The sequence below is a fragment of the Actinomadura sp. DC4 genome (genome assembly GCF_030406325.1).
Taxonomy (GTDB): Bacteria; Actinomycetota; Actinomycetes; order Streptosporangiales; family Streptosporangiaceae; genus Actinoallomurus.
Window position 1 is genome coordinate 383,925 of sequence record NZ_JAUEQY010000001.1, and the last position, 12,219, is coordinate 396,143.

The 12,219-nt window shown below is 72.1% G+C and carries 12 protein-coding genes; 10 read left to right on the top strand and 2 right to left on the bottom strand.

What is annotated here, in order from left to right:
- Nucleotide 1 precedes the first annotated feature (1 nt).
- The 9 genes from QWU11_RS01720 to QWU11_RS01760 all read left to right on the top strand — a co-directional run bounded on the left by QWU11_RS01720 (nucleotide 2) and on the right by QWU11_RS01760 (nucleotide 9,253).
- A complete protein-coding gene (locus QWU11_RS01720; RefSeq protein WP_290103157.1) occupies nucleotides 2–1,066 on the top strand; it encodes an MCE family protein in 1,065 nt (354 codons plus the stop codon).
- On the top strand, nucleotides 1,066–2,082 hold the full coding sequence (locus QWU11_RS01725; protein ID WP_290103158.1) for an MlaD family protein: 1,017 nt from the start codon (nucleotides 1,066–1,068) through the stop codon (nucleotides 2,080–2,082). The genes QWU11_RS01720 and QWU11_RS01725 overlap by 1 nt, the downstream gene beginning before the upstream one ends.
- Entirely contained in the window at nucleotides 2,079–3,134 is a 1,056-nt protein-coding gene (locus QWU11_RS01730) for an MCE family protein (RefSeq protein ID WP_290103159.1), read from the top strand. Before QWU11_RS01725 ends, QWU11_RS01730 begins: the two co-directional genes overlap by 4 nt.
- Nucleotides 3,131–4,198 carry an MlaD family protein gene (locus tag QWU11_RS01735; RefSeq protein WP_290103160.1) on the top strand — a complete coding sequence of 356 codons (1,068 nt, stop codon included), beginning with the start codon at nucleotides 3,131–3,133 and terminating at the stop codon, nucleotides 4,196–4,198. The genes QWU11_RS01730 and QWU11_RS01735 overlap by 4 nt, the downstream gene beginning before the upstream one ends.
- The gene (locus tag QWU11_RS01740) at nucleotides 4,195–5,493 is read left to right on the top strand and encodes an MCE family protein (protein ID WP_290103161.1); all 1,299 of its coding nucleotides are present in this window, start codon (nucleotides 4,195–4,197) and stop codon (nucleotides 5,491–5,493) included. Before QWU11_RS01735 ends, QWU11_RS01740 begins: the two co-directional genes overlap by 4 nt.
- 20 nt (nucleotides 5,494–5,513) lie before the next feature.
- Nucleotides 5,514–6,200, top strand: a complete 687-nt coding sequence (locus QWU11_RS01745) for a hypothetical protein (protein ID WP_290103162.1) — start codon at nucleotides 5,514–5,516, stop codon at nucleotides 6,198–6,200.
- A gap of 102 nt (nucleotides 6,201–6,302) precedes the next feature.
- Nucleotides 6,303–6,968, top strand: a complete 666-nt coding sequence (locus tag QWU11_RS01750; protein ID WP_290103163.1) for a TetR/AcrR family transcriptional regulator — start codon at nucleotides 6,303–6,305, stop codon at nucleotides 6,966–6,968.
- Between the two features lie 253 nt (nucleotides 6,969–7,221).
- Entirely contained in the window at nucleotides 7,222–8,808 is a 1,587-nt protein-coding gene (locus QWU11_RS01755) for an alpha-galactosidase (RefSeq protein WP_290103164.1), read from the top strand.
- Between the two features lie 133 nt (nucleotides 8,809–8,941).
- Entirely contained in the window at nucleotides 8,942–9,253 is a 312-nt protein-coding gene (locus QWU11_RS01760) for a hypothetical protein (RefSeq protein WP_290103166.1), read from the top strand.
- Nucleotides 9,254–9,530: 277 nt separating this feature from the next.
- Here the strand turns inward: QWU11_RS01760 and QWU11_RS01765 are convergent, their stop codons facing one another.
- Nucleotides 9,531–10,433, bottom strand: a complete 903-nt coding sequence (locus QWU11_RS01765) for an oxygenase MpaB family protein (RefSeq protein WP_290103168.1) — start codon at nucleotides 10,431–10,433, stop codon at nucleotides 9,531–9,533.
- Nucleotides 10,434–10,520: 87 nt separating this feature from the next.
- Here QWU11_RS01765 and QWU11_RS01770 point away from each other — a divergent pair, with 87 nt between their 5' ends.
- Nucleotides 10,521–11,138, top strand: a complete 618-nt coding sequence (locus tag QWU11_RS01770; protein WP_290103170.1) for a TetR/AcrR family transcriptional regulator — start codon at nucleotides 10,521–10,523, stop codon at nucleotides 11,136–11,138.
- A gap of 9 nt (nucleotides 11,139–11,147) precedes the next feature.
- On the opposite strand, the gene QWU11_RS01775 is transcribed toward QWU11_RS01770, so the two are convergent.
- Nucleotides 11,148–12,149: an NADP-dependent oxidoreductase gene (locus QWU11_RS01775; RefSeq protein WP_290103171.1), complete on the bottom strand. Its 1,002-nt coding sequence runs from the start codon at nucleotides 12,147–12,149 to the stop codon at nucleotides 11,148–11,150.
- Nucleotides 12,150–12,219 lie beyond the last annotated feature (70 nt).

Below are 12,219 nucleotides of genomic sequence, written 5' to 3' on the forward strand. Positions count from 1 at the left end.
CATGGCGCGGTGGTCCGAGCGCACCCGCGCCCGGCAGGGCCTGCTCGTACGGCTGGGGCTGTTCCTGCTGGTGACGGTCACGCTCACCCTCTTCATCGCGGCGCAGATCGCCCGGGTCGGGCTCGGCGGCGGGTACGGGCTGACCGCGACGTTCGACGACGTCAGCGGCCTGCGGGCCGGCGACCAGGTCAAGATCGCCGGTGCGCCGGTGGGACGCGTCGACTCGGTCACGGTCGTCGACGGCCGCGCGCGGGTCGCGTTCACGGTCGACGACGGCGTCCACGTGCCCGCCGACAGCGAGGCCGCGATCCGCTGGCGCGACGCGATGGGCCGCCGGGTCATCTACCTCGTCCCCGGCTCCAGCCCGCGCAGGATGCGGCCCGGCACCCACATCAGCCGTACGCGGTCGGTGGTCGACGCGGGCGAGCTCCTGGACCGGCTCGCGCCCCTGACCCGCAGCCTCGACCCCGGCCAGGTCAACGCGCTGCTCGTCTCGCTCGCGCAGGCGATGGACGGCAACGGGGACGACATCACCCGCCTCATCACGAACGTCGACACGCTGACCTCGACCATCGCCGCGCGCCGGCAGACCCTGTCGCAGATGCTGGCCGACTACGCCACCGTCACCCGCGTGGTGGCCAGGCGCGACAAGCAGATCGGCCAGGCCATCGACGACCTGGTGGCGCTCGGGGACGGCTTCACCCGGAACCAGGCGCTCGTCGACGACGCCCTCGTGCAGCTGTCCGGGATGACGCACACGGCCAACGACGTGCTGGGCAGGAACGCCGGTCAGCTCAGCACCCTCGTCGCCCGGCTGTCGGTGCTGACCGGAGGCGTACGCCGCAACACCTCGACGGTCGCGCAGGTGCTCGCGAACGGCACGCCGAAGCTCCAGCACATCTTCGCCGCGGTCGACAACGGGCGGTTCGCCGACGCGGCGGTGCCCTGCGCCGCGCTGTCCGGGCCGCCCTGCCCGTACCAGACGCGCCTGCCGGGGTCGCAGGAGGGCGAGGGCCCGATCGACTCGCCGAAGGCCCTGCGGCACCTGCTCATCGGGGTGAAGTGATGGCGCTCAAGTCCTTCCGCGACCGCAACCCGATCGCCGTCGGCGTCGTCTCGGTCACCGTCCTCGCGCTGGCCGTGGTGACCGTCTTCCTCACCGGCACCCTCGGCCTCCTGAAGGACCGGTACGCCATGTCCGGGGTCTTCGCCGACACCGGCTCGATCCGCACGGGCGACGAGGTACGGGTCGCGGGCGTCCCGGTCGGCGAGGTCACCGCGGTCGAGCCCGAGTTCGGCCGCGGCGACGTGATCATCACGTGGAAGGTCGACAGCAAGGTGCGGCTCGGCGCGGGGACGCGTGCCGAGATCGAGACGGCCAACATCCTCGGCGGCCGGTACGTGCGGCTGTCCGGGCCGGTCTCCAGCCCGTACATGCGGGACCTGCCGGCCTCCCGGCGGCGCATCCCGCTGAGCCGTACCAAGACCCCGGTCTCGGTCAACGAGGTGCTGAAGGACTCGACCGAGGCGGTCTCCAAGCTCGACACCGCCTCCCTGAACAAGGTGCTCGACCAGCTCAGCGGCCTGACGGTGAAGAACCGCGGGCGGCTGGGCCGCTCGCTCCAGAACCTCACCGCGCTCGCCCAGACCGTCGACGACAACGACCCGCAGATCCACGAGCTCCTCGACAACGGCGACAAGATCCTCACCCTGGCCTCGTCCAAGGACCGCCAGCTGTCCCGGCTGCTCGCCCAGGCCCGGTCGCTGCTGGCCGAGCTGAGGCGCCGCCGCACCGAGCTGACGACGATCCTCGGCAGCGGGAGCGCGGCCGTGCGGAGCATCGGCACGCTGATCGATGAGCACCAGTCCCAGCTCACCGCGATCATGGCGGACCTGCGGACCACGCTGACGACGCTGCGCCCGCGGCTCGACTCGCTCGACAGCGTCCTGGCCTGGGCCGGGCCGACGCTCACCGGCCTGTCGGGCATCGGCGGTTACGGGCCGTGGCTCGAGATCGTCTTCACCGGCCTCGGCCCCCTGTCCCCGCAGGACCTGGCGGCCCTCGTGAAAGGACGCCCATGAGCCACCGTCCCGGCCGGCCGGCGAGGCGGGCCGCCGTCGCCGTGACCGTACTGGCCCTGGCCGCCTCGACCGGCGGGTGTTCGGTCGTCGGCGGCTCACCGGGCACCTACCGGATGACCGCGTACTTCGCGCGGACACCCTCGCTGTACGAGAAGTCGAAGGTGACCGTGATGGGGGCCAATGCCGGGACCATCACCTCGATCCGTACGGTCGGCTCGCGGGTGCGCGTCGACCTCGCGGTGAACCGCGACGTCCCGGTGCCGGCCGACGCGCACGCGGCGATCGCCGCCGTCGACACGCTGGGCGAGCGCACCGTCGTGCTGTACCCGCCGTGGCGCCCCGGCATGGCCAGAGCCGCCCCCGGCGCGGTCATCCCGCAGAACCGTACCGAGCTGCCCGCGGAGATCGACCAGGCGCTCGCGGCGTTCACGAAGCTGGACGAGGCGATCGACCCCGCCCGCCTGCACCAGCTCATCAAGTCCGGCGCCGACTCCCTGGACGGGCGGGGCGACGACATCAACCAGGCGCTGCGCTCCACGGCGAGCCTCACCGGCGACCTCGCCGGCCAGGACCAGCGCATCGTCCGGGTGGCCAAGGGGCTGCGCGACCTCGCGGCCGGGCTGAACCGCAAGGACCGCGACCTCGGCGGAACCATCGACGACGTCGCCGCCGCGACCGGCACGCTCGCCGGCGAGCGCACCGAGCTGAAGAACTTCATCGCCGGCATGGTGGCGATGATCCGCAAGAGCGGGGCCCTCCTCGTCTCCTACCAGGAGACGCTGCCGGGCGCCGTCGCCGGCCTGTCCAACATCGTGCTGTCCCTCAAGGCCGGCAGCGGCTCGGTGAACCAGGTCATCGGCGCGCTGTCGCGCTTCACCGACGTCGCGGTGCAGGCCTGGGACCGCAAGAACCATGTGGCCGTCATCCGCCTGGTGCTCGACGCGACCGTACGGGTCTGGCTGCAGCCGCTGTTCACCGCGCTCGGCTGGGGACGCGTCCCGTGCCTGTCCGGCGATCCGAACATCGCCAACTGCCCGAAGGGCGCGAAGTGACGCGCCGGCCGGCCGCCGGCGTGCTCGCGGTCGTCATCGTCGCCGTCATCTTCGCCAACATGGCCGCCTGCTCGATCCAGACCGCGGGCGCGCCCAAGGGCCACATCGCCCTGTCGGCCACCTTCGACGACGTGCAGAGCCTCGTCGTCGGGCACAGCGTCCAGGTCTCGGACGTGCGGATCGGCACGGTCACCAAGATCAGGCTGTCCGGCTACCGCGCCCGCGTGACGATGTCGCTGCAGGACGGCCGGCACATCCCGGTCGGCACCACGGCGGTGATCGCCAAGACGTCGCTGCTCGGTGAGAACTACGTCCGGCTCGACCTGCCGCCCGGCCACGCGCTGAACTCCCGCCCGTACCTCCCGGCCGGCGCGACCATCACCAAGACGAGCGTCGCACCCGACCTGGAGCAGATCACCGAGAAGGTCGGGCCGCTGCTCGCCGCGCTGGCGGGCCAGGACGTGGCCACGGTCATCGACGAGACGGCCGCCGCCCTCGGCGGAAAGGGCGAGCGGCTGAACTCCCTGATCAAGCGGGCGAGCGCGGTCAGCGGGGACTACGCCGCGGCGAGCGCGGACCTGGCCCGCACCATCGACGCGCTCGGCCGGCTGGGCCGCACCCTGGCGTCCGGCAGTGAGCGGCTCGACCGCCTGCCGGGCAACGTGGTGCTCGCCACCTCGCGGCTCAAGGCGGACCGGGCTCAGCTCAAGCGGGGCATCCAGCGGCTGACCTCGCTCGCCCGGTCGTTCAACGTGCGGATCCAGGAACGCCACGCCGCACGCCTCACCGCGCTGCTGCGGCGGGCGAACGCCATCCTGGCCTCGGCCGTACGCGGGCGCGAGGAGCTCAAGCAACTGGCCGAGACCGTGCTGAACTTCCTGAACGGCCCGTCGGTCTCCTACGGCGGCCAGGCGCTGATCTACATGTGGCTCAAGGGGTTCCTGCCGTCGTCCGGCACGCCCGCGACCCTGCCGAAGGCGGCGAAGCCCGCGCCCGCGCCGAAGACCACGCCCGTCCCGGGCGGCATCCTCCCCGACCTGGACACGATCGCGGGACCGCGATGAGGCCCCGCATCCTGATCAACCTGGCCTTCTTCGCCCTCCTGGGCGCCGTCCTGGCGGTCTGGGCGGCGAGCACCCTCATCCGGATCGACGCCATCGACCGGCCGTTCCACGTGACCGCCGACTTCACCTCCTCGCCCGGCCTGCACGAGGACCTCCAGGTCACCTACCTCGGCGTGGCCGTCGGCCGGGTCGGCACCGTACGGCTGGAGACCGGCAGGGTCGCGGTGCGCCTCGACCTCGACCACGGCGTACGGGTCCCGTCCAACGTCGGCGCCCAGGTGCTGCGCAAGTCGGTCATCGGCGAGCCGTACGTCGACCTGTCGCTGCCGAAGGGGACGCCCGCCGCGCCGCTCCGTGAGGGCGGCCGCATCCCGCTGTCCCGTACGTCCACGACCATCGACTACGGGCGGGTGTTCGACGACCTCGGCCGCTCGCTCGACGCGGTGGACCCGCAGGACGCCCACACGGTGGTGCACGAGCTGGCCGAGGGCCTGGACGGGCGCGGGGAGTCGATCCGGGACATCATCGGCGACACGGACCAGCTCACCGCGACGCTCGCCGCCAACTCCGGCCTGCTCGACGACCTGTCCGTACGGCTGACGCGGCTCACCCACACGCTCGCCCTCCACCGGGGCCAGATCGCCTCCAGCGCGGACGACCTCGCCGCGTTCACCGCCTCGCTCAGGTCCTCACGCCAGGACTTCGACACCATGCTCACCAAGGGGCCGACCTTCCTCCACCAGGTCGACTCGCTGCTGGAGACCTCGCGGCCGGGCCTCGACTGCCTGCTGACGGCGGCCGCGGTCCCCGGGCCGCCGGTCTTCACCTCCGCGGCGACCGAGCGGATCCACCACCTGCTCACCGTGATCCCGACGCTGCAGGCGCTCGTGAACGACATCACCGTCACGACCTCGGGGGTCACCTACTTCAAGGCGCGGCCGGTCATCACGCTCGCCGGCCCGACGGCCGCCGAGGAGTACGACGACCCGACGGCCAAGCCCGTCACGCCCGAGGTGCCACGCTGCGCGAAATCACGGGGGACGGGCTCGGTCGCCGTCTCCGCGCCGGCCGAGCCCGCCGCGCCCGGGTCCTCCGCCACCCCGTCGTCCACGCCATCCGGCGACTCCGTGCCCGAGCTGGGCGCGCGGCCGGTGAGCTCCCGCGAGCCGGCCACCGCACGACTGCTGCCGCTACTGCCGATCATCCTGTCCGCCGTGGTCCTGCTCGCCGTCGCCGCCAACACGGTGCGCGTCGTCGCCCGTACACGATCCGGCCGATCACGACCGCACGACTGACCGGAGACTGGAGATAACCGATGCCCACCGAAACCGAGAAGGCCGCGGACGAGCGGACCACGGATGAGGACCGGCCCGGCGAGGCCGCCGAGCCCGAGGCCGAGGAGCCGTCGCCTTCGGAGGAGCCGTCGCCGGAGCGGCGGCGTCTGCTCACCGCCGCGCTGCTCACGCGCGTCATGGTCCTCGTCGTCCTGGCCGCCGCGGTCACGACCGCGCTCCTGCAGTGGCGGCAGGCCGGCCGGCTGTCCGCGCGCGAGGACACGCGGCGGCAGGTCAGCACGCGGGCCGGGGAGTTCGGCCAGGCGCTGCTGAGCTATGACCACTCCGACCCGGACGCGGCGCGCAAGCGCGTGCTCGGCATGACGACGGACGACTTCGGGCGCACCTACGACGTGGCCTTCACCGACGGCCTGCAGGGCATCATCACCAAGCTGAAGGCCGACGCGAAGGCCACCGTCCGCACCGTCTACGTCGGCGACGTCGGCGGAGACGACGCCAAGGCCGTCGTCGTCATGGACTCGGAGGTCAAGAGCACCGCCGGTACCCGCCGCGTCCTGGGCTCCTACCTGGAGATGGAGCTCGTCCGGCAGCACGGGCAGTGGCGCGTGAAGAGCGTGAACTCCATCGGCGCCATCAACGAGAGCCTCACCAAGCCCGACGGCACGACGGTCACGCCCGGTCCGACGGCCACCTCGGACCCCGGCTGATCGGCGTCGCGGCCGGGCGTGGCCACTCCGTGAACGCGCTACCTTCCTAAGAGTGATGTTGCGCCGGCGCGGCCGGCGACCTACCGGCGGGAGGGCGCGGTCGTGCCCGGCGACAGCGAGGTCGAGATGGGCGAGCAGAGCATCGAACGGGCGCCCACGCGCGTCCGCAAGGACCACGACGAACGCCGGGCACAGATCCTGACGTGCGCGCGTGCGCTGTTCCGCGAGCGTCCGTACGAGGCCGTCTCCAACACCGAGATCGCCGCCGCGGCGGGCGTGAGCCGCGGGCTGCTCAACCACTACTTCGGGACCAAGCGCGAGCTGTACCTCGCCGCCGTGGAGCAGATGCTGCACGTCCCCCCGATCCCGGTGCCGGCCTACGTCCCGGGGGCCAGCGTCCGCGACCGCGTGGCCGAGAGCATCGACGGCTGGCTCGAACTCCTCGAGCGCAACGCCGAGACCTGGCTCGCCGCGGTCGAGCGCGCCTCGTCCGGCGGCGACCCGCGGCTCGGCTCGCTGCTCGACGAGGCCCGCGAACGCGCCGTGGACCGCATCAACGAGGTCGTCGGCGTCGGCGCCCTCGCGGCGCGGCACCCCGAGGTGCGCGCGGTGCTGCGCGGCTACAGCGGGCTGGCCGAGGCGGTCTCGCTGGAGTGGCTGAAACGCGGACGCCTGACGCGCCAGCAGGCCCAGCTCCTGCTGGAGGAGACCCTCCTCCACATCACTCTGGACGTCCTGCCCCGCCTCGTCGGCGAGCCCGCCCGCTAGGCGTGTCTTCGGAGTTCGCCCGCCCGCAGGATCCACAAGCACGCCCCAGGCGACCTGGTCGCCGCTCTGGTCGTTGTCGACCGAAGTGGATCGAAACCGTGGCCTGACACGGCCATGGTCAGATCGTTGTTGACGCTATATGTCCGGAATGTTACGAACCTCCTTAGCGTCCGCGTCAGTCGGTGGGGCGCCGGTCCGATGCCGGTGCTTCTGGGGGCTCGCCGCCGCGGTACGCGCGACCTGTGGAGGCGCAATGCGCAAGGCTGCGGTCATCCTCGCTCTGGTCACGCTGTTCGCCCCGGCGGCGGCCGTGACCGGGACCGCGTCACCGGCGGAGGCCCTCGGGAACGGGCTGGCCAAGACACCGCCGATGGGCTGGAACGACTGGAACGCCTTCGGCTGCGGTGTCAGTGAGCAGCTCGTCAAGGACACCGCCGACCGGATGGTGGCCAATGGCATGAAGGACGCCGGCTACCAGTACGTCAACATCGACGACTGCTGGATGACCCACAGCCGGGACTCCGCGGGCGCCCTCGTTCCCGACCCGGCCAAGTTCCCCGACGGGATCAAGGGGACCGCCGACTACGTCCACTCCAAGGGGCTCAAGCTCGGCATCTACGAGAGCGCGGGCACCGCGACCTGCGCCGGGTACCCCGGCAGCCTCAATCACGAGCAGACCGACGCGAACAGCTTCGCCGCCTGGGGCATCGACTATCTCAAGTACGACAACTGCAACAACCAGGGCGTGCCGCACGAGCAGCGGTACAACGCGATGCGCGACGCGCTCGCGCGCACCGGGCGGCCGATCGTCTACAGCCTCTGTGAGTGGGGCGAGGACAGCGTCTGGACCTGGGGCTCGGCGACCGGCAACCTGTGGCGTACGACCGGCGACATCAACGCCTCGTACGGCTCGATGCTGTCGATCTTCCACGCCAACGTGAAGCTCGCCCAGTACGCCGGGCCCGGCGGCTGGAACGACCCCGACATGCTCGAGGTCGGCAACGGCATGTCGTTCACCGAGGACCGCTCGGAGTTCAGCCTGTGGGCCGAGATGGCCGCGCCGCTGATCTCGGGTACCGACCTGCGCAACGCCTCGCCGGCCACCCTGTCGCTCTACACGAACCGCGACGTGGTCGCGGTCGACCAGGACACGCTCGGCAGGCAGGGCACCCAGGTGTCCTCCTCCGGCGGCCTGGACGTGCTCGCCAAACCGCTGGCGGGCGGCGACGTCTCCGTCGTGCTCTTCAACGAGAACGGCTCGGCCGCCACGATCTCGACCACGGCGTCCGCGGTCGGGCTGCCCTCCTCGTCCTCGTACAAGCTGGACAACCTCTGGTCGCACGTCGTCACCAGCACGGGAGGCGCCATCTCGGCCACCGTGCCCGCGCACGGCTCGGTGATGTACCGCGTGTCGCAGGGCAGCGGGAGCACCGTGGGCACCACGCACCGCCTCGTCGCCGCGTCCGCGAACCGCTGCCTGGACGTCTTCGACAACGAGACCACGCCCGGCACCAAGGTCGAGCTGTGGGACTGCGGCGGCGGCGCCAACCAGGGGTGGACGCCGACCGCGGCCGGTGAGCTGCGCGTGTACGGCGGAACGCAGTGCCTGGACGCGTACAACAACCAGACCGCGCCGGAGACGAAGGTCGAGCTCTGGACCTGCAACGGCGGCGCGAACCAGCGGTTCGAGCTGCGGCCCGACGGCACCATCGTGGGGACCCAGTCCGGGCTCTGCCTCGACGTCGCCCACGGCGACCAGTCCTCGGGCAACGTGAACGGCGCGCAGATCCAGCTCTACACCTGCAACGGCGGCGCCAACCAGCAGTGGCGCCTGGGCTGAGCGAACGGTCGCCGCGCCGGCCGCAGGGCCGGCGCGGCGACGGCAGCCGCGGCCCCAGCGGCGTGGTCACGTGGCTGACCGCCTTGCCCGTAGGGCGCGTGACGACCAGGCCCGCCGCGCGCAGGGTCTTGGCGTGGGCCGACGCCGCGCTGATGCCGAGGTCGGCCGCCGGCTCGGTGGTCGTCCGGTGCTCGACGAGGACTTCGAGGGCCGCGGCGCGCGTACGGCCGAGCGGCGCGGCGAGGGCGCCGGCCGGCTCGGGGCCGACCAGTGGAAGCGGGGTGAGCGACGGGTAGAGCAGGAGCATCGACCCGTCGGAGTGGGTGCCGATCATCGGGCGGCCGGTCCAGAACGGCGACGGGAGCAGGGTCAGGCCGCGCCCGGCCGGCGCGTGCTCGGACTCCTCGGGTACGTCGACCTCCAGCGTGGTGCCGGTCCAGCGTGAGCCCGGGTACACCCCGGCGAGCGCCACGCCGCCTCGAGGGTCTGCCACGCGTCACCGTCGCGGTCGGCCGGCCCCCGCGTCCAGAGCGTGGGCAGGCGATGCGCCGAGTATTCACCATGTCGGTCTGTTGTGCCGCGGTCACCGGCATCACGGTGACCCTGGCCGCCCCGATCGCGGGAGCGGCGGGCAGAGGCGCGACCTGCCCCATCTCCACGCCCGCGTGGAGAACCTCTGCCACACCCTGGCCCGACCCGTACGGGGGCGGTCGCGGCTCCTTCTATACGGGGCGCTCGGCGAGCGCCCTCTCCAGGCGTTCCCGGGCGCGGGCGGCCTGCCGGGCGCGGTAGGCGATCGGCATGTAGCGGAGGCGTTCCGGCAGCGTGGCGCTGCCGCGGGCGATGGAACGGCCGAGCGCGCGCAGTCGGCGTTCGTCGGCGTCGCTCCAGCTCAGGCCCAGCTTGTCGCGGGCGGCCGGGGGAAGGGTGCCGATCGCGACGAACCGGCCGACGCGCCCGGCGACGGCGCTCAGCGGTGCCACGGCCGGGCGCAGCAGGGCCGGCGTGCCCGGCGGCACGCGGTCCATCATCCTCAGGACGTCGTGGGCCACCCGGTGGCCGACGAGCGTGTTCTCGACCATGTCGTCGAAGTAGGCCCAGTAGTCGGCGATGGTGGCCGGGAGCATCCTCTCGGGGACCCGCAGGATCCGGCCCAGCCGGAGGAACTCCTCGAACACCTGCTGCTCCTCGCCCGGCTCCGGCTCACGCGTGGCGAAGTAGCGCGCGGCCGACACGGCGGCGTAGAAGCCGGTCAGGTGGACCCACGCCCAGGGCTCGGCGGACAGGGCATGGTGGGTACGGCCCTCCTGGTCCTCGGCGCTGATCGTGGCGTGCATCCTGCGCAGGCGCTCGCCCTCCTCGATCGCGGTACGGCCGCCGTACACCCAGGTCTGCACGGAGGCGAAGCTGCGGAGCGCGCGGCCGACCGGGTCGGTGCGGAAGCTCGACCGCTGGTCGACCACCGTCCCGATCGCCGGATGCATCACCTGGAGGACGAAGGCGCAGTTGCCCGCCAGCGCCGAGGTGTAGAGGCCCATCTGGTCCCACAGGATCGAACCTGGGCCGAACGGTTCCGGCTGGGGCCGCGCGGGCCGGGTGGCCGCCTGTTCTTCCGTCGCCGTCATGTGCGGACTCCCTTCGAGACGCTCTCGTATTAAGCTGACCGCATATAAGTACTCGCTTACAAGACGCGTTCTCAGGGGGAGCCCCCGATGCCCCGCCCACCTGACCTTTCCCCGCGAAAGACCCCGCGCCAGCGGCGCTCCCGGCAGATGGTGGAGCGCATCGTCGAGGCCACCACTCGCGTTCTGACCGAGCACGGGTACGACGGCGCCTCGACCAACCGCATCGCGGCCGAGGCCGGGATCAGCAGCGGCTCTCTCTACCAGTACTTCCCGAACAAGGACGCGATCGTGGTGGCCGTGCTCGACCGGTTCGCCGACGACCTGGCCGACCACGTCGGCGCCCGGCTCGAGGCCGTCATGGCCGAGCCGTGGCAGGCCGCCGGGCGGGCGCTGCTCGACACGCAGATCGAGCTGTTCGAGGAGAACGCCGAGCTGCTGCGCATCATCGTCGAGCGGGTCCCGCGCCTCGGCTCGGTCGACAAACTCGACGCCCTGCGCCGGCGGATGAGCGACCTGGTCCGCATGTACGTCATCCTCAACCGGGAGCGGTTCCGCGCCGACCTGGACGTCGAGACGGCCGTGTGGATCCTCGCCGAGACCACCGGTCTGCTCTCGGCGCGCTACGTCCTCGACCGCCCGCGCATCCCGCGCGAGCGGATGGTCGACGAGCTCACCGCGCTCGTCACGCGCTACATCGAACGCTGACCGCCCGGGTCACAGACGGACGAGCATCTTGCCCAGGTTCTTGCCGCCGAGCATCGACAGGAAGGCGTCCACGGCGTTGTCGACGCCCTCGTACACCGTCTCCTCGAAGGTGATCTTCCCGTCGCGGATCCAGGCGCCCATGTCGGCGGTGAAGTCGGCGAGCCGGTCGCCATGGTCGCTCACGATGAAGCCCTTCAGCGTGAGCCGCTTGCCGACGACCGAGATCAGGTTGCGCGGCGCGGCCGGGGGCTCGGTCGCGTTGTACGCCGAGATCGCACCGCACAGCGCGGCCCGGCCGCCCTGGTTGAAGGAGTCGATCGCGGCCTCGAGGTGCTCGCCGCCGACGTTGTCGAAGTAGACGTCGATGCCGTCCGGGGCGGCCTCGGCGAGCAGGTTCCAGACCTTGCCCGACTTGTAGTCGAACGCCGCGTCGAAGCCAAGCCGCTCACTCAGGTACGCGACCTTCTCCGCCGATCCGGCGCTGCCGATGACGCGCGCCGCGCCACGCTGCCGGGCGATCTGCCCGGCCAGCGAGCCGACCGCGCCCGCCGCGCCGGAGACGAAGACGGTGTCGCCCTTCTTCATCCCGGCGATGTCGAGCAGCCCCACGTACGCCGTCAGGCCCGGCATGCCCAGCGCGCCGAGGTAGGCCGACAGCGGCACGCCCTCGACCGGCTCCAGCTTGCGGAACCACTTGCCGCGCCCCTTGGCCAGCTCACGCCAGCCGAGGTCGTGCAGCACCACGTCGCCCTCGGCGAGCCCGGGGTGGCGCGACTCCACCACCTCGCCCACGGCGCCGCCGGTCATCACCTGGTCCAGGCGGAACGGCGGCACGTACGACTTGGCGTCGTTCATCCGGCCGCGCATGTACGGGTCGACGGACATGAAGAGGTTGCGGACGAGCACCTCGCCGTCTTCGGGCGGGGTCAGGTCGGCCTCCACGACGGCGAAGTCCTCGGGGGTCGGCCAGCCCTTCGGCCGTGCGGCAAGATGAACCTCGCGCGTCTTCATGAACCCGCTCTCCTCACGTCGGCTGCGTTACGTCGAGTATCGCCGCACCTCCGTGCGCCGCCGCCACGGG